The organism is Dactylosporangium sucinum (assembly GCF_014647515.1).
GTDB lineage: Bacteria > Actinomycetota > Actinomycetes > Mycobacteriales > Micromonosporaceae > Dactylosporangium > Dactylosporangium sucinum.
The window spans coordinates 207176-223058 of record NZ_BMPI01000005.1 but is presented as its reverse complement, the minus strand read 5'-3'; the positions used below and the strand labels follow the sequence as shown (position 1 = coordinate 223058).

The window sequence follows — 15883 nt, the reverse complement described above, 5'->3', positions numbered from 1 at the left end:
ACGGGGGCAGGCGGTCCCGGGCCGGCTGAGTGAGTGCGGCGCGCGAGGCAGACGGCGGGCGGCACGAGATGGGCGGCCGGGGCGCGGCCAGCGAGGGGCGCGCGGCACGGCACGGGCAGACGCGGCACGGGCAGACGCGGCACGGGCAGGCGGGGTCAGGGGCAGGCGGTTGGGATAGGGCGGGGTGCCTGCGGGGTCGGGCGGAAGTCGGGCGCGGGCCGGGGTGGGCGAGGCGCTGGCACAGGCGCGGCGCGAGGTCGACCCGCGCAGCCGGCTCAAATCGCGATCGACCCGGGCGCCGCCATGATCAAGGGAAACTTCTGGTCGTTGGGACAGCCAAAACTCGCCCTTGATCATGGCGACGCCCCGGACCGACGGACCGAACGCAGCCCGGGGCCGGGCTACAGCATGATCACCGAGCGGAGGACCTCGCCCCGTTCCATCTTGTGGAAGGCCTCCTCCACGTCGCCCAGGTCGCCGGTCTCCGTCACGAACTTCTCCAGGGGAAGGCGGCCCTGGAGGTACAGGTCGATCATCGTGGGGAAGTCGCGCGACGGGAGGCAGTCGCCGTACCAGCTCGACTTCAGCGCGCCGCCGCGGCCGAAGACCTCCAGGAACGGGAGGGTGAGCTGCATGTCGGGGCGCGGCACGCCGACCAGGACCACCGTGCCGGCCAGGTCGCGGGCGTAGAAGGCCTGCTCGTAGACCTGCGGCGAGCCGACCGCCTCGATCACCACGTCGGCGCCGAAGCCGCCCGTCAGGGCGCGGATGGCCTCGACCGGGTCGGTCTCGCGGGAGTTCACCACGTGGGTGGCGCCGAAGTCCTGGGCCCACTGCAGCTTGCGGACGTCCACGTCGACGCCGATAATCGTCGTCGCGCCGGCCAGGTGGGCCGCGGCGATCGACGCGTTGCCGACGCCGCCGCAGCCGAAGACCGCGACCGAGTCGCCGTGGCGGACGCCGCCCGTGTTCAGGGCCGCGCCCAGGCCGGCCATCACGCCGCAGCCCAGCAGGCCGGCGACCATCGCCGGGGCGCGCGGGTCGACCTTCGTGCACTGGCCCGCGGCCACCAGCGTGTGCTGCAGAAATGCGCCGATGCCCAGCGCCGGGGTCAGCGGCGTGCCGTCGGCGAGGGTCATCTTCTGCTTGGCGTTGTGGGTGTTGAAGCAGTACCACGGACGCCCGCGCAGGCAGGCGCGGCACTCGCCGCAGACCGCGCGCCAGTTGAGGATCACGAAGTCGCCCGGTGCGACCGAGGTGACATCCGGGCCGACCGACTCGACGATGCCCGCGGCCTCGTGGCCCAGCAGGAACGGGAAGTCGTCGGTGATGCCGCCCTCGCGGTAGTGCAGGTCGGTGTGGCAGACCCCGCAGGCCTGCACCTCGACGCGGGCCTCACCAGGGCCCGGCTCGGGAACGACGACGGTCTCCAGGCTGACCGGGCGGCCCTTGCCCAGTGCGACCACGCCTTGCGTCTCGATAGGCATGGTTACCGTCCTACCAGAGAAAGCCCCGGATTGCGGCGGATGACAGGATGGCGGCCATGACGGGCACGGACGAGCTGCGGCGGGTCGCGCGGGAGCGCTTCGGGTGGGAGCGGCTGCGCGACGAGCAGGTGCGCGCGATGGAGGCCCTGATGGCGGGCCGCGACGCGCTCGCGGTGCTGCCGACCGGGGCCGGCAAGTCGGCGATCTACCAGGTGCCGGCGCCGCTGCTGCCGGGGCCGACGATCGTCATCTCGCCGCTGCTCGCGCTGCAGCAGGACCAGATCGCGTCGCTGACCGCGCGGCACCACGAGTCGCTCGTGGCGGTACGGCTGTCGAGCGCGGAGGGGAAGACCGAGCGGGCGGAGGCGCTGGAGGCACTGCGGGCCGGCGACGCGGAGTTCGTGTTCCTGACGCCCGAGCAGTTCGCCGACCCGGCGCGCGCCGCGCTGATCAAGGCGCTCAAGCCCAGCCTGGTCGCGGTCGACGAGGCGCACTGCGTGAGCGCCTGGGGGCACGACTTCCGCCCCGACTACCTGCAGCTCGGCCAGTTCATCCGCGAGCTCGGCCGGCCGCCGGTGGTGGCGTTGACGGCGACCGCTTCTCCGCCGGTGCGGGAGGACATCGTCGAACGCCTCGGCATGCGCGACCCGGAGGTCGTGGTGACCGGGCTGGACCGGCCGAACCTGTTCCTGGAGTCGGTGCACTGCCCCGACGAGGAGACCCGCTGGCGGCGCCTGGTCGCGCGGCTGCGCGAGTCGACCCCGCCGGGCATCGTCTACGCGCCGACCCGCCGCGCCACCGAGGAGCTGGCCGAGCGCCTGGCCGGCGAGGGCTTCGAGGCCGTCGCGTATCACGGCGGCATGAGCGCCGGCGAGCGCGAACGCGCACACGAGGCGTTCCTCGCCGACGAGGTGCCGATCATGGTGGCCACCACGGCGTTCGGCATGGGCATCGACAAGCGGAACATCCGCTGGGTCAACCACGTCTCGCTGCCCGACTCCCCCGACTCGTACCTGCAGGAGATCGGCCGGGCCGGCCGCGACGGGCAGCCGGCCCACGTGCTGCTGCTGCACCGCACCGAGGACAGCGGCCTGCGCAAGTTCTTCACCAACGTCTCCGTCGACCGGGACGAGGTCGCCGACCTGGCCGCGCTGCTGCGCGCCGCCGACCGCCCGCTGACCCGCGACGAGCTGGAGGAGAAGACCGGGCTCGGCGCGCGCAAGCTGGGCCAGCTGCTGACCCTCCTGGAGGAGGTCGGCGGCGCGCGCATGCTCAGCGGCGGCAAGGTCAAGGCGCCCCGCTGGGCGCCGGTCCCCGCACGGGCGGCCGAGCTGGCCGAGGCGCAGGCCGAGCGGCAGCAGACGGTGTCCCGCTCGCGGCTGGACATGATGCGCAACTTCGCCGAGACCGAGCTCTGCCGTGGTCAGGCGTTGCTGGCGTACTTCGGGGAGCACCTGCCGGCGATCTGCGGCCACTGCGACAACTGCGCGGACGGCAGCGCCGCCGCCGGGGAGGCGGCGGCGGGCGACGTACCGTTCCCGATCCACAGCGAGGTGCGGCACGGCGAGTGGGGCAAGGGCGTCGTGCTCTCCTACGCCGGCGACCAGATGACCGTGCTGTTCGAGAAGGTCGGGTACAAGACCCTCTCGGTGCCGGTCGTCGAGGAGCACCGGCTGCTGAAGAGGGTCTCCTAGGGCCGTCGGGACGGGTCCTCGTTGCGGCCGCCGAGCGCGGCCCAGGCCTGGTAGACCGTGTCGTACACCTCGCCTTCGGGCAGGCGGCTCAGCACGTCGATCACCTCGTCCGGCGCGTTCATCTCGGTCGCGCCGGCGATGAGGTCGTCGCGGTCGCCGGGCAGGCTCGCCTTCGGGATGAACCGGCCGAGCTCGCTGCGGGCCTCGATGTCCTCGGGCGTCATTCCGGCAGGTGTACCGAAGGCGCGCCCGAGCGTCGCGTCCGGCGCGCCGCCGCCCGCCGCCGCGTCGCGCATCTGATCGTCCAGGGCCACTCCGTGCTTCGTGTTCCCACGTTCCATGCGCCGGGAGTACCCGGGCGAAATCCCCCCAAACGGTTCACCCCCGGATTGAGACCGAGCGGCCCTGGGTACCTGCTGGGGCATCCGCCCGATTTCGCCGCACACCGACCCCCGGGCGTGCGGGCCGGGCGCACCTTGGAGGTGAACTCACGTGGCACGTATCGGGCAGCTGTTCGGCAGCCGCACCCGCGACGGGGTCGGAGACGACAGCCTGGAGACGACCGAACGCAAGATCGACCGGGATCGCGACGGCGTCGACGACCGCCTCGAGACGACGGAGCGGAACACCACCCGGATTCCCGCGGCCGGCACGATGGACGGCGACACCGACCGGCTCGCCGCGCGGCGCAGCATCGACCGCGAGTCGCCGACCGTGCCGGCGGCGCCGGTCAGCCCGGCGCCCGGGCCGGCGCCGGACCTGCGGCCGGTCCCGGCCCGTGCGAGCCTGCTGGCGACGTTCGGCCTGATGCTCGGCATGGCGGCGGTCGCGGTGTCCCTGACCGGCCTGCTCGCACCGTGGGCGATCCCGGTCGGCGCGCTGGGCCTGATGTTCTCGTTCGCCGGCATCGTCGCGGGCGCCCGCCCCGGCGTCGCCGGCCGTGGCCTCGGCACCCTCGGGGTGCTGGCCAGCGGCACCGCGATCGTGTTCGCGATCATCGCCATGACCGGCCAGGTGAGCTGGCTCGACAGCAACGTCGACCAGGTCGCGCGGCTCAACGGCTGGCTGGACGCGAAGCTCCCGTGGATGAAGGACTGGTAACACGCGAACGCCTCGAAGCAGCACCTGCTGGGGCCGGCCCGCCGGCTCGACGTTCCCTGGCGCTCCCGGATGACGACAGCGGAGCTGGTCGAGGCGCTCACGAAGGCGAACCGTCGCGCTACCGCCACGGCCCGCTGAGCCCCTCGCGCCGCCCGGGACCGGACCCCATGACCGGCCCGGGCGGCGCTCCGCTTGGCGCTCGACCCTCGTCCCGGGCGGCGCCGCACCCACGGGCGGGCACGCTCGGCGCGAGCTCGCACGTAGCGCACGCTCGGCGCGAGCTCGCACGCAACGCACGCTCGGCACGAGCTCCCGCAATGCACAGACGTTGGTCGATCTACCCTCACGATCGGAGATCGAACCGAGGGTAGATCGACCAACGTCTACGAGGAGCCGCCTCCGTGGCCCGGAGCGGTCGTCGCCGGAGCCGGAGCCGGGTCGGCGGCCTCCGCCGGGTCGGGACGGCGGCGGGTGGCGCGGGTGGCCAGGAACGAGCCGAGCAGGATCAGGACGAACGCCAGCCCCGTCAGCGCCGTCACCTCCTCGTCCAGGATCAGGAAGCCCAGCACGACAGCCACCGCCGGGTTCACGAACGTGATCACCGTGGCGCGGACCCCGCCCACCTCGGCGACCAGCGCGAAGAACAGCACGAACGCCAGTGCCGTGCAGATCACCGCCAGCCCCAGGGCGGCCAGCGCCGGAGCCGTGGACACCGTGCGGGCCAGCGAAGGCAGCGACGGGACCGCCACCGGGGCGAACAGGACCGCGCCCACCACCAACGACGCCGCCGCGACGCCGTAGCGGGGGACGTCGGTCAGCCAGCGTTCGATGATGAGCGGGCCGGCGGCGTAGCACACCACCACGCCGACCAGCTCCAGGATCGGCACGATCCCGCCGGTACCCACATGAAAACCCAGCAGCAGGGTCACGCCCGCGAAGCCGGCCAGCAGGCCGCCCACGCGCGTTGCGGTCAGGCGCTCCGTGTGGTCGCTCAGGCGGGCCAGGACCGCGGCCACCAGTGGTACACCCGCGATGACCAGGCCCGTGAAGGAGCTGTCCACGTGCCGTTCGGCGTCGGAGAGCAGCAGCCAGGGCAGGCCGATCTCGACCACCGTGTACACGAGGAGGGGCAGCCAGGGCTTCAGGGAGGCGCGCAGCTCCTTGCGGGCCAGCGCGATCGGCAGCAGCAGGACCGCGCCCAGGGCGGTGCGGATGAAGACCAGCTCGGCCGGGCCGATCTCGCGGACCGCGATCTTGATCAGCAGGTAGGGGATGCCCCACACGACGCACATGGCGGCGAAGAGGATCCATCCACGACGACTCATGCCCGCAGCATCACGCGGGGCGGCGCACCGGGTCTTGAACGCTGTTGCGGAATGCCGCCGGAGTGACCCCCGTCACCCGCTTGAACCAGCGCGTGAGGTGGGCCTGGTCGGCGAAGCCGACGGCGCTGCCCACCTCGGCCGGGGTCAGGCCGGCCGCGAGCAGGTGGCGGGCCCGGCAGACCCGCTCCAGCACCAGCCAGGTGTGCGGCGGGAAGCCGGTGGCGTCGCGGAAGACGCGCAGCATGTGATACGGCGACAGCTCGACCCCCGCCGCCAGCTCCCGCAGGCTCGGCGCGCAGCGCAGGTCGGCCATGAGCCGGTCGCGGATCTCGGCGACCTTGCGGGTGGCGGCCGCGTCGGACGCCTTCAGCGGAGGCGCGCCGACGGGGCCCCTGCCGTGCCGCGCGACGATCGCCTCGAACGCCCAGGCCAGCTTCGAGTGGGCGGCGAGGGGGTCCACGCCCGCGGTGAGCTCCTCGTGCGCCGTTTGCAGCAGGTGTACCGCATGAGCGTCGTACACGACCGGTTCGGGGAACGACGGACGCACCGGCCGGTGCTCGAGCAGCATGGCCTCGCTCGGGTACAGCACCCGGTAGGTCCAGCCCTCGGCCGCGGCGGCCATCCCGTCGTGCGGCTCCTCGGGCTCCAGGATGGCCAGGCTGCCGACGCCCGCGCGGCGCAGCTCGCCGCGGTAGTGGAACTGCTCCTCGCCGCGCACCACGACGCCGATCGCGAACGTGGCGTGGCTGTGCCGGGTGAACGCGTGCCGGCGGTAGCTGGCGGTGAGCAGGTCCAGCTCGAAGCAGCCGTCGTGAACCCTGGTCCACGACGCCGACTCGCTCATATGGCGACGGTATACCCGAACGGGAGCTCCAGGCGGTGCCCGGCCAGCAGGTCGGCGTCGGCGAGCAGCTCGCGGGTCGGGCCGTCGGCCGCGATCCGGCCGTCGTCGAGGATCACCGAGCGGGGGCAGAGCTCCAGGGCGTACGGCAGGTCGTGGGTCACCATGAGCACCGTCACCGGCAGCTCGCGCAGGATGCCGGCCAGCTCGCGGCGGCTCGCCGGGTCGAGGTTCGACGACGGCTCGTCGAGCACGAGGATCTCGGGCCGCATCGCGAGCACGGTGGCCACCGCGACCCGGCGGCGCTGACCGAACGACAGGTGGTGCGGCGCGCGGTCGCGGTGCTCGCTCATGCCGACCGCGGCGAGCGCCTCGTCGACCCGCGCGGCCAGCTCGTCGCCGCGCAGGCCGAGGTTGGCCGGGCCGAACGCCACGTCCTCCCCCACGGTCGGCATGAACAGCTGGTCGTCGGGGTCCTGGAAGACGATCCCGACCCGGCGGCGGATCTCCTTGAGGCAGGCCCGGTCCCGGGGGTCGACGGTCAGGCCGGCGACCGTCACCGTGCCGCCCGAGCCGGCCACCCCGGTCGCGTGGAGGATGCCGTTGAGGTGCAGCACGAGCGTGGTCTTGCCGGCGCCGTTCGGGCCGAGCACGGCGACCCGCTCGCCCGGCGGGACGGTCAGGTCGACGCCGCGCAGGGCGACGTGCCCGTCGGGGTAGGCGAACCGCAGGTCACGGACCTCGAGGCTGGGAGTGTCGAGGCTGGGGGTCGTCACCGCAGCAACGCTACCGTCGCGATCGCCGCCGCCACGAGCGGGACGCCGGCCGCCGCCGCCCACTGGCCGGCCGTCGCGCCGGTGCCGGCGATCGCCAGCGGGATGCGGCCCTCGTAGCCGCGGGAGACCATCGCGAGGTAGACGCGCTCGCCGCGCTCGAACGTCCGCAGGAACAGGGCACCGATGCCGGTGGCGAAGCCCTTGATCTGCCAGAGGAACCGCGGGTCGTACCCGCGGGAGCGCTGGGCGATGCGCATGCGCCGCGCCTCCTCGGCCAGGACGTCGAGGTACCGCAGCATGAACGTCGCGATCTGGGTCACCAGCTGCGGGCAGCGCAACCGGTCCAGGCCCAGCAGCAGGTCACGGGGGCTGGTGGTGGCGGCGAGCAGCAGCGACGAGAAGACGCCGAGGGTGCCCTTCGCGAGGATGTTCCAGGCGCCGTACAGTCCGTCCTCGGAGAGGCTGAGGCCCAGGAAATGGACCTTTTCTCCGGTACCGAGGAATGGCAGGGCGAACGCGAGCAGGATGAACGGCAGCTCGATGAGCGAGCGCAGCGCCAGCCAGCCCAGGCCGATCCGGGCGACCAGCGCCACCGCCACGACCACCAGCAGGTAGAGGCCGAACGCCCAGATCGCCTCGCGGGGCGTGGCCACGACGGCAACGGTGAACAGGACGCTCGCGGTGATCTTCACCTCGGGCGGCAGGTCGTGCACCGGCGAGTGCCGGTGCACGAACAGCGCGTGGCTGTGGCCGGCGCCCATCTCAGGCTTTCTTTTTGAGGAGCCAGAACGCGCCCGCGCCGACACCGAACGTCAGCAGCACGCCGATCACGCCGGACAGGCCGGTGGAGAGGAACTCGTTGGAGATGCCCTTCACGGAGTAGCCGGCGAGCGGGCTGTCCTTGGTCTGGTTGTCGGTCTCGGCCTGCGCCATGCAGTTGCCGCCGGTGATCTGGTCCTGGTCGTCGAAAGTGCAGCCCTCGCGGGCGACCGAGTCGAGGCCGTCGGGGTGGCCGGAGGCGAAGTTGCTCACGACGCCGGCCAGCAGCAGCGCGCCGAGCAGACCGCTCAGGATGAACCAGGTCGACTTCTTCATGCCGTGACCTCCTGCGGGGTGCCGGCCGGACGCTGAAGGTTCCGCACGGCGTAGACCAGGTCCGGGCGGACCTTGGCCACGTACGTCACGGTGATCGCGGTGATGATGCCCTCGCCGAGTCCGATGAGCAGGTGGACGCCGGCCATCGCGGCGGCGATCCCGCCGATGGAGCGGCCGACGTCGGTCGCGCCGCCCAGCGCGTACTCCAGGACGAAGCCCAGCGAGGCGACCGTGACCGACACGACCGACGAGACCACCGCGGTGGCCGTCAGCGCCCAGGTCGTGCGGGGCAGGACCCGCAGCAGCAGGGCGACGAGCAGGTAGCCGGCGGCGGCGCCGATCAGCGCCATGTTGGTGATGTTCAGCCCGAGGGCGGTGACGCCGCCGTCGCTGAGGACCAGCGCCTGGACGATGAGCACGATCGCGACGCAGATGGCGCCGAGGTACGGACCGACGAGCATGACGGCGAGCGTGCCGCCGAGCAGGTGCCCGCTGACCCCGGGCAGGACCTGGAAGTTCAGCATCTGGACCGCGAAGATGAACGCGGCGACGAGCCCGGCCATCGGCACGAGGCGGTCGTCGAGCTCGCGGCGGCCCATCACGAAGCACAGGACGAGCCCCGCGAGCGCAACCCCGGCGAAGAGCAGCGCGATCGGGTTGTCGATGATCCCGTTCGAGATGTGCATGGCTACTGCTGGCATGAGTTCCTCCCGCGCGCAGCCTATTGCCGGGGTTACGTTGTTGCCAAGAGGTTGCAACAGCGTCGCGCTTGCGAAGTGGATCACTCTGCTGTCGCTCTTGCGGAGTGGATCAGTCCGCTGTCGCTCTTGCGGACTGGGTCACGTCGCTGTCGCTCTTGCGGACTGGGTCACGTCGCTGTCGCTCTTGCGGAGTGGATCACCACAGGACCGGTAGGGCCTCCACCGAGCGCACGATCATGCCCTGCTTGAACCGGAGCTCCTCGTCCGGCACCGCGACCCGCAGGCCGGGCAGCCGGGTGAACAGCCCGCGCAGCGCCTCCTGCAGCTCCATCCGGGCCAGCTGCGCGCCGAGGCAGTGGTGCACGCCGGCGCCGAAGCTCAGGTGCGACACGTCGGGCCGGGCCACGTCGAGGCGCTCGGGCGCATCGGTGTTGCGCGGGTCGCGGTTCGCGGTCGCGATGGCCGGCAGGACGATCGAGCCCTTCGGGATCGCGACCCCGCTGAGCACCACGTCCTCGGTCGCGACCCGCGGCAGCGAGGTCGCGCCGTCGCCGAGCTGCACGAACCGCATCAGCTCCTCCACCGCGCCCGGGATGAGCGACGGGTCGGCCCGCAGCCGCTCGTCCTCCTCCGGGAACCGGCGCAGGGTCAGCAGGATCATGTTGATCTGGTTCGCGGTCGTCTCGTGGCCGCCGATGAGGATGCCGAGGCTGAGCGTCACCAGCTCCTTCTCGGTCAGCTTGTCCTGCTCGTCGCGCGCGGCGATGAGCGCCGTCATGAGGTCGTCGGCGGGCTGGGCGCGCTTGGCGTGGACGAGTCCGCCGAAGTACTCCCCCATCGCCCGCAGCGCGGCGCCGGTGACCCGCGGGTCGGCGCCGGGGCCGCTCATGAGCGCGTCGGACCAGCCGTGGAAGCGGTCGCGGTCCCCGGCGGGCACTCCCAGCAGCTCGCAGATAACCTGCACCGGCAGCGCCAGCGAGAAGTGCTCGACCAGGTCGACGGGCCGCCGCCTGGTCTCCAGCTCGTCGATGAGCCGGTCGACGATGGCCGCGGCGCGCGGCCGCAGCTCCTCGACGCGCCGGGCGGTGAAGGCCCGGGCGACGAGCCTGCGCAGGCGGGTGTGCTCGGGCGGGTCCATGGCGACAATGGACTCGCTGGAGAGGTCACCGAGGCCGAACTCGGCGGCGCCGTCCTGGAGCTTGGCCGCCTCGGCCCGGCTGAACCGCGGGTCGACGAGAACGGTGCGGACATCCTGGTAGCGCGTGACGACGTACGCGACACTGCCGTCGGCCGCCTCGACCTGCGCGACGGCCTGGTCGCGCTGGATGTCGGACAGCTCGGGCAGCGGCGCGTACAGCGTCGGGGCGTTGGGCAACGGATACGAGAGGTTGGCCATGTTCGGCAACCTATCGAAGTTTCACGATCTATGGCGCCCCGATCGCGCTGCGTGACGGCTGGAAGCGTTGCACAGACGTTGGTCGATCTACCCTCAGAAATGGCGGTCGGCGCGAGGGTGGATCGACCAACGTCTGTGCGCGAGGAGCGCTACGGGGGCAGAGCTCGGCGTCGTGCGGTGCACGCATTGGGCACCCTGCATGATCGCGGAAGTTTCCGGTCGCCCGTGACAGACAAGACTTCCGCGATCATGGCAAGCTCGACCGGTGCCGCCTGGGGCTGCGCCATCCTGAGCTGCGCCGCGCCTGGAGCGTTGACTGAGCCGTAGACGTTGGTCGATCTACCCTCGGTATTCGTGATCGTTTCGAGGGTAGATCGACCAACGTCTACGGTGTGCCCCCTGGCGGCGCCGCGCGGATCAGGCAGGCGCGGACGGGCGCGGACGGTCGCGGACGGGTGCGGGCGGTCGCGGACGGGCGCGGACGGTCGCGGACGGGTGCGGGCGGTCGCGGACAGCGCGGGCGGTCGCGGACAGCGCGGGCGGTCGCGGACGGGTGCGGGCCGTCGCGGACGGGTGCGGGCCGTCGCGGACGGGTGCGGGCAGGCACGGAGAGACACGGGGGCAGGCGCGACAGGCCGGCATGCCGCACCGCCTCGCCATCTCTGGGTAGACGTTGGTCGATCCACCCTCAGGAATGGTGATCGTTTCGAGGGTAGATCGACCGACGTCTACGGTGCGCCCCCTGGCGGCGCCGCACGGATCAGGGAGGCGCGGACAGGCGCGGACAGGCACGGACGGGCACGGACAGGCGCGGGGGCAGGCGCGGGCAAGCAGGCGCGGGCAGGCCGGCATGCCCCACCGTCCCGCCATCTTCGGGTAGACGTTGGTCGATCCACCCTCAGGAATGGTGATCGTTTCGAGGGTAGATCGACCGACGTCTACGGAATGGGTCGAGCCGCAACGGACGGTTGCGGAGCCGGGAGGCGGGGGTCAGGCGGGCCGGGGTCAGGCGTGGGTCGTCACGCTCAGGACCTGGTCGGTCAGGTGCGGGGCGGCGCGCAGCTCGTCGGCCGTGTGCGTGGCCACCACGCGGCCGTCGGACAGCAGGGCTACGTGGTCGGCCACGGCCAGCGCGTGCTCCGGCTGCTGCTCCACCAGCAGGACCGTCAGGCCGCCCCGGGAGAGCTCGGCGACCACAGCGCGGACGCGGGCGGCCAGCTCCACCGCCAGGCCCTCGCAGGGCTCGTCGAGCAGCAGGAGGCGGGGCTGGGTGAGCAGCGCGCGGGCGATGGCCAGCATCTGGGCTTCGCCGCCGGAGAGCTGGTTGCCCTTGTTGCGCAGGCGCTCGCCGAGCCGGGGCAGCAGCTCCAGCACCTTCGGCACCGTCCACTCGCCGGAGCGGCGGGACAGCTGCAGGTGCTCGGCGACGGTCAGGCTGGCGAACACCCGGCGGCCCTGCGGCACCAACCCTACGCCCGCCCGCGCGACCTTATGGGCCGGGCGGCCGGTCAGGTTGGTGTCGTCGAGGACCACGGTGCCCTGCCGGGCGCGCAGGAGGCCGGCGATCGTGTGGACCAGCGTCGTCTTGCCGGCGCCGTTGCGGCCGAGGACGGCGAGGGCGGTGCCCTCCTCGACCTGGAGGTCGACGCCGTGCAGGACGGTGCCGCCGCCGTAGCCGGCGTGCAGGCCGGAGACCGTGAGCGTCATGGGGCGACTCCCGCGTAGGCGGCGGCGACCTCGGGCGAGGCGCGGATCTCGGGGACCGTGCCGGTGTGGACGTGCCTGCCGGAGTGCAGGACGGTCACCCGGTCCGCGAAGCCGTAGACGAGGTCGAGGTGGTGCTCGACGAGCAGGATCGCGACCGTGCCCGGCAGGGCGGCGAGCAGGCCGGCCAGCAGCTCGACCTCCGGCGGGGCCAGGCCGGCGGCCGGCTCGTCGAGCAGCAGCAGGCGCGGCTCGCCGGCCAGGGCCACGGCCAGCTCCAGCTGGCGGCGCTGGCCGTGCGACAGTGCGCCGGCGTGGGTGCCGGCCACGGCGTCGAGGCCGACCGAAGCGAGCAGTTCCCGGGCGCGGTCGCGGCCGCCGGGGCGCAGGCGGCCCCACGGGCGGCGGCCGGCGACCAGGACGTTGTCGAGCGCCGACAGGCTGGACCAGACGGCCGGGTGCTGGTGCGTGCGGCCGACGCCGAGCCGGGCCCGGCGGGCCGCGCCGAGGGACGTCACGTCGCGGCCGCCGAAGTGGATCTTCCCGGCCGTCGGGCGCAGGCCGCCGGCGACCAGGTTGAGCAGGGTGCTCTTGCCGGCGCCGTTGGGGCCGATGAGGGCCCGGCGCTCGCCCGGCTCCAGCCGCAGGCTGACGTCGTCGAGCGCGGTGAGGTCGCCGTAACGCCGGCCCAATCCGTGCACGGACAACAACTCCGAGCTCATGCGTTCCGCCTTCCCAGCAGGCCGCGCGGCAGGAGGTACACGCACAGGATGAACAGCACGCCCAGCAGGAGCGGAGCGTTGCCGGGCCAGTAGCTGCCCAGCCAGTCACGGGTCAGCACCACGAGGGCCGCGCCGACGACGGCGCCGAGCATCGACGTCGCGCCGCCGATGGTCACCGCCAGCAGGATCAGCGCCGACACCTCGAACCCGCCGGTGCCCGGCGACACGAACTGGTCGACGGTGACGACGAGCGAGCCGGCCGCTCCGGCGAGGGCGCCGGCGCCGACGTACGCGGCGGTGAGGTAGCCGGCGACGGGGTGGCCGCTGGCGCGCATCCGGGCGTCGTCGTCGCGGGTCGCCCGCAGCAGGGTGCCGGCGGGGGACCGCAGCACGAGCAGGACGACGCCGACCAGGATGGCCACCACGATGAGGACGTAGAGGTACACGTCGGCGTCGGAGTCGAACTTGCTGAGGCCGGGCAGCGGGTACGGGCGGGCGAAGGCGAGCTTGCCGTCCGTGCCGCCGGTGATCGCCTTCCACTGGCCGGCCAGGGTGTACGTCAGCTCGCCGAGGGCGAGCGTGATCATGAGTACCACGACGCCCCGGGCGTAGACCACGATCGGGGCGGTGATCAGCGCGAACAGCGCGCCGGCGCCGGCCGCCGCCAGCAGCTGCACGGCCGCGATGTCCATGTCCGCGTCGACCAGGTTGGCCGCCGTGTAGGCGCCGACGAGGTACGGGGCGGTCTGGCCGAGCGTCGGCAGTCCGGCGGTGCCGGTGAGCAGGGCCACGGAGACCGCGAGCAGGGCGATGATGAGAACCTTGGCGATGGTCACCTGCGCGTAGTCGGTCAGCGTCCAGGCGAACGACACCAGCAGCGCGAGGACCAGCGGTACCGCCGCGATCCCCGACGCACGAAGCACCTTGCGGTTCATGCGGTCCGCCGTTGCAACAGGCCGCTCGCCCGGATGGCCAGCACGATCGCCATCGCACCGAACATCGCGAACGGCTGGAAGATCTGGAAGTCGGCGTTCGCCGCGCCGATGGTTTGGATCTCGCCGACGGCGATCGCGGCGAGGAAGGCGCCGCCGATCGAGCCCATGCCGCCGAGGACGACGACCACGAGCGACAGCAGCAGCACCAGGTCGGCGGTGCGCGGGCCGGGGCCGATGATCGGGGCGCCGAGGGCGCCGGCCAGCCCGGCGAGCGCGCCGCCCGCGGCCAGGACGCTGATGCGCACCGCGGCCGGGTTGACACCGAGGGTGGCGACCATGTCACGGTCGTCGACGGTCGCGCGGACGAAGCTGCCCGCGCGGGTCCGGGTCACCACGAGCCACAGCACGACCGCGATGAGCGCCGCGACGCCGATGAAGGCCAGCCGGTACCCCGGGTAACTGTGCCCGGCGAAGTCCACCGCCCGGTCGATCGACTTCGGGACGACCACGGGCAGGTCGTCCGGCCCGAAGGCGAGGACGAGCAGCCGGCCGACGACCAGCGCGACGCCGAACGTGAGCAGCGCCTGCGCGAGGTGGCCGCGGCCGGAGATCGGGGCGAGCATCAGGGAGAGCACGACGCCTCCGGCTCCCGCGGCCGCGGTGCCGACGAGCACCGCGAGTGCGAGCGAGAGCCAGCTGCCGTCGCTGACCTTGGCGGCGGCGTACGCACCGAACACGAACAGCGTCCCGTGCGCGAGATTGAGCACGTCACCCACGCCGAAGGCCAGGGTGAGCCCGGCGGCGACGACGAACAGCAACAAGCCGTACGCCACGCCGTCGACCGCCGGGATCAGGTATGCGTCCAACTGAGCTAGGCACCAACCGTCGCGAGGTCCTGCACCAGCACGTTCGCGATGGCCCGGCCGTCGCTGCGGACCTCACGCAGGTACCACTTCTGGATCGGCGCGTGGTTCTTGCCGAACTGCCACTGGCCGCGCGGGCTGGAGATCTGGCCCAGCTTGCCGACCTGCTCGTTGATCGTCTCCGAGGTGACGTTGTCGCCGGCCGCCGCGATGGCCCGGTCGAGCACGGCCGCCGCGTCGTACGACGCCATCGCGTACGTGGTCGGGGTCGCGTCCGGGTAGGACTGCTGCCAGGCGGCGACGAACTTGCGGTTCTCCTCGTTGTCGAGGTCGGGCGAGTAGTTGCAGACGGTGAAGACGCCCATGGCCGCGTCACCCTCGGCCTGCAGCACCGAGCCCTCGGTGAGGAACGCGCCGTACAGCGGGATGTCCTTCGCGTCGGACTGCTTGTACTGCTTCACGAAGTCGATCGCGGCCTTGCCGGCGTAGAAGGTGTAGACGGCCTTCGCGTTGGCCGCCTTGACCTGCGACAGGTACGGCAGGAAGTTGGTGGTCGTCGGGAACGGCGTCCACAGCGTCTCGCCGTTCGGGTTGGCCAGCTTGCCGCCGATCTTGGCGAACTCGGTGGTGAAGCCGCCGACCTCGTCGTGGCCACCCTGGTAGTTCGGGCCGATCGCGAAGACCGGGCCGTTGACCTTGTCCTTGATGAACTGCGCGATCGACTGTCCGGGGTCCGTCGACATGAAGCTCGTCGTCCACACGTGCTGCGTCTGGTCCTTGAGCTCGGGGCGGCCGTTGGAGCCGATGAGCGGCACCTTCGCCTCGTCGAGCAGCTTCACGACACCGGCCACCGAGCCACCGCCGACGATGCCCGTCAGCGCGAGGACCTTCTCGTCCTTGATGAGCTTCGTTGCGGCGGGCACCGCGGTGTCCGCGCCGTCGCCCTCGTCGGCGATCTTCAGGTCGATCGGGTGGCCGCCGAGCTTGCCGTCGTGCATCTTGAGGTAGAGCTCGAAGCCCTTCTTCAGGTCGGTGCCGACCGCCTGGTAGGTGCCACTGAGCGAGCCGAGGAAGCCGATCTTCAGGGTCGAGGCCGTGCCGTTGCTCCCCGACTCCTCGTCTTTGGCGCAGCCGGCCGCGGCGAGCAGCAGGCCGGTCGCCAGGATTGCGCTGACCGCTCTGGTCCAGCGTCCGTGCAGGGACATGGGTCTCCTCTTGATGTGCATTCTTCGTGGCTGAGCTG

16 protein-coding genes are annotated in these 15883 nt (G+C 72.4%); 2 read left to right on the top strand and 14 right to left on the bottom strand.

Annotated elements, in window-relative coordinates; all coding sequences use genetic code 11:
• Positions 1-401 precede the first annotated feature (401 nt).
• A complete protein-coding gene (locus IEZ31_RS06800) occupies positions 402-1487 on the bottom strand; it encodes an S-(hydroxymethyl)mycothiol dehydrogenase (RefSeq protein WP_190248868.1) in 1086 nt (361 codons plus the stop codon).
• Positions 1488-1534: 47 nt separating this feature from the next.
• On the opposite strand from IEZ31_RS06800, the gene IEZ31_RS06795 reads away from it, so the two are divergent.
• On the top strand, positions 1535-3181 hold the full coding sequence (locus IEZ31_RS06795) for a RecQ family ATP-dependent DNA helicase (protein WP_190248867.1): 1647 nt from the start codon (positions 1535-1537) through the stop codon (positions 3179-3181).
• On the opposite strand, the gene IEZ31_RS06790 is transcribed toward IEZ31_RS06795, so the two are convergent.
• A complete protein-coding gene (locus IEZ31_RS06790; protein ID WP_190248866.1) occupies positions 3178-3522 on the bottom strand; it encodes a DUF2795 domain-containing protein in 345 nt (114 codons plus the stop codon). The genes IEZ31_RS06795 and IEZ31_RS06790 overlap by 4 nt on opposite strands.
• Before the next feature lie 151 nt (positions 3523-3673).
• Here IEZ31_RS06790 and IEZ31_RS06785 point away from each other — a divergent pair, with 151 nt between their 5' ends.
• Positions 3674-4282, top strand: coding sequence for a hypothetical protein (locus tag IEZ31_RS06785; protein WP_190248865.1), 609 nt, complete (start codon positions 3674-3676; stop codon positions 4280-4282).
• Between the two features lie 383 nt (positions 4283-4665).
• Here the strand turns inward: IEZ31_RS06785 and IEZ31_RS06780 are convergent, their stop codons facing one another.
• From IEZ31_RS06780 to IEZ31_RS06730, 12 genes are all read right to left on the bottom strand, one after another.
• The gene (locus tag IEZ31_RS06780; RefSeq protein ID WP_190248864.1) at positions 4666-5607 is read right to left on the bottom strand and encodes a DMT family transporter; all 942 of its coding nucleotides are present in this window, start codon (positions 5605-5607) and stop codon (positions 4666-4668) included.
• 10 nt (positions 5608-5617) lie between these two features.
• Positions 5618-6451, bottom strand: a complete 834-nt coding sequence (locus IEZ31_RS06775; protein WP_190248863.1) for a helix-turn-helix domain-containing protein — start codon at positions 6449-6451, stop codon at positions 5618-5620.
• The gene (locus IEZ31_RS06770) at positions 6448-7224 is read right to left on the bottom strand and encodes an energy-coupling factor ABC transporter ATP-binding protein (protein WP_190248862.1); all 777 of its coding nucleotides are present in this window, start codon (positions 7222-7224) and stop codon (positions 6448-6450) included. The genes IEZ31_RS06775 and IEZ31_RS06770 overlap by 4 nt, the downstream gene beginning before the upstream one ends.
• Positions 7221-7985 (bottom strand): cobalt ECF transporter T component CbiQ, encoded by a 765-nt coding sequence (cbiQ, locus tag IEZ31_RS06765; protein WP_190248861.1) that lies wholly within the window; start codon positions 7983-7985, stop codon positions 7221-7223. Before cbiQ ends, IEZ31_RS06770 begins: the two co-directional genes overlap by 4 nt.
• A gap of 1 nt (position 7986) precedes the next feature.
• The gene (locus IEZ31_RS06760) at positions 7987-8319 is read right to left on the bottom strand and encodes a PDGLE domain-containing protein (protein WP_190248860.1); all 333 of its coding nucleotides are present in this window, start codon (positions 8317-8319) and stop codon (positions 7987-7989) included.
• Positions 8316-9020: an energy-coupling factor ABC transporter permease gene (locus IEZ31_RS06755; RefSeq protein ID WP_190248859.1), complete on the bottom strand. Its 705-nt coding sequence runs from the start codon at positions 9018-9020 to the stop codon at positions 8316-8318. The genes IEZ31_RS06760 and IEZ31_RS06755 overlap by 4 nt, the downstream gene beginning before the upstream one ends.
• Positions 9021-9216: 196 nt before the next feature.
• Complete coding sequence (locus IEZ31_RS06750; protein WP_190248858.1) at positions 9217-10416, bottom strand: cytochrome P450; 1200 nt, start codon at positions 10414-10416, stop codon at positions 9217-9219.
• Between the two features lie 1005 nt (positions 10417-11421).
• Positions 11422-12123, bottom strand: a complete 702-nt coding sequence (locus IEZ31_RS06745; RefSeq protein WP_190248857.1) for an ABC transporter ATP-binding protein — start codon at positions 12121-12123, stop codon at positions 11422-11424.
• Positions 12120-12842 (bottom strand): ABC transporter ATP-binding protein, encoded by a 723-nt coding sequence (locus IEZ31_RS06740; protein WP_190248856.1) that lies wholly within the window; start codon positions 12840-12842, stop codon positions 12120-12122. The genes IEZ31_RS06745 and IEZ31_RS06740 overlap by 4 nt, the downstream gene beginning before the upstream one ends.
• Entirely contained in the window at positions 12839-13777 is a 939-nt protein-coding gene (locus IEZ31_RS56130; protein WP_229834341.1) for a branched-chain amino acid ABC transporter permease, read from the bottom strand. The genes IEZ31_RS06740 and IEZ31_RS56130 overlap by 4 nt, the downstream gene beginning before the upstream one ends.
• Positions 13774-14643 (bottom strand): branched-chain amino acid ABC transporter permease, encoded by an 870-nt coding sequence (locus tag IEZ31_RS56125; RefSeq protein WP_229834339.1) that lies wholly within the window; start codon positions 14641-14643, stop codon positions 13774-13776. Before IEZ31_RS56125 ends, IEZ31_RS56130 begins: the two co-directional genes overlap by 4 nt.
• 5 nt (positions 14644-14648) lie before the next feature.
• Positions 14649-15845, bottom strand: a complete 1197-nt coding sequence (locus tag IEZ31_RS06730; RefSeq protein WP_190248855.1) for an ABC transporter substrate-binding protein — start codon at positions 15843-15845, stop codon at positions 14649-14651.
• Positions 15846-15883: the final 38 nt, after the last annotated feature.

What these genes read in the sequence shown, in the direction of transcription:
- IEZ31_RS06800 (WP_190248868.1), bottom strand. Translation starts at nt 1,487, where the DNA reads ATGCCTATCGAGACGCAAGGCGTGGTCGCACTGGGCAAGGGCCGCCCG.
- IEZ31_RS06795 (WP_190248867.1), top strand. Translation starts at nt 1,535, where the DNA reads ATGGCGGCCATGACGGGCACGGACGAGCTGCGGCGGGTCGCGCGGGAG.
- IEZ31_RS06790 (WP_190248866.1), bottom strand. Translation starts at nt 3,522, where the DNA reads ATGGAACGTGGGAACACGAAGCACGGAGTGGCCCTGGACGATCAGATG.
- IEZ31_RS06780 (WP_190248864.1), bottom strand. Translation starts at nt 5,607, where the DNA reads ATGAGTCGTCGTGGATGGATCCTCTTCGCCGCCATGTGCGTCGTGTGG.
- IEZ31_RS06775 (WP_190248863.1), bottom strand. Translation starts at nt 6,451, where the DNA reads ATGAGCGAGTCGGCGTCGTGGACCAGGGTTCACGACGGCTGCTTCGAG.
- cbiQ (WP_190248861.1), bottom strand. Translation starts at nt 7,985, where the DNA reads ATGGGCGCCGGCCACAGCCACGCGCTGTTCGTGCACCGGCACTCGCCG.
- IEZ31_RS06760 (WP_190248860.1), bottom strand. Translation starts at nt 8,319, where the DNA reads ATGAAGAAGTCGACCTGGTTCATCCTGAGCGGTCTGCTCGGCGCGCTG.
- IEZ31_RS06755 (WP_190248859.1), bottom strand. Translation starts at nt 9,020, where the DNA reads ATGCCAGCAGTAGCCATGCACATCTCGAACGGGATCATCGACAACCCG.
- IEZ31_RS06750 (WP_190248858.1), bottom strand. Translation starts at nt 10,416, where the DNA reads ATGGCCAACCTCTCGTATCCGTTGCCCAACGCCCCGACGCTGTACGCG.
- IEZ31_RS06745 (WP_190248857.1), bottom strand. Translation starts at nt 12,123, where the DNA reads ATGACGCTCACGGTCTCCGGCCTGCACGCCGGCTACGGCGGCGGCACC.
- IEZ31_RS06740 (WP_190248856.1), bottom strand. Translation starts at nt 12,842, where the DNA reads ATGAGCTCGGAGTTGTTGTCCGTGCACGGATTGGGCCGGCGTTACGGC.
- IEZ31_RS56130 (WP_229834341.1), bottom strand. Translation starts at nt 13,777, where the DNA reads ATGAACCGCAAGGTGCTTCGTGCGTCGGGGATCGCGGCGGTACCGCTG.
- IEZ31_RS06730 (WP_190248855.1), bottom strand. Translation starts at nt 15,845, where the DNA reads ATGTCCCTGCACGGACGCTGGACCAGAGCGGTCAGCGCAATCCTGGCG.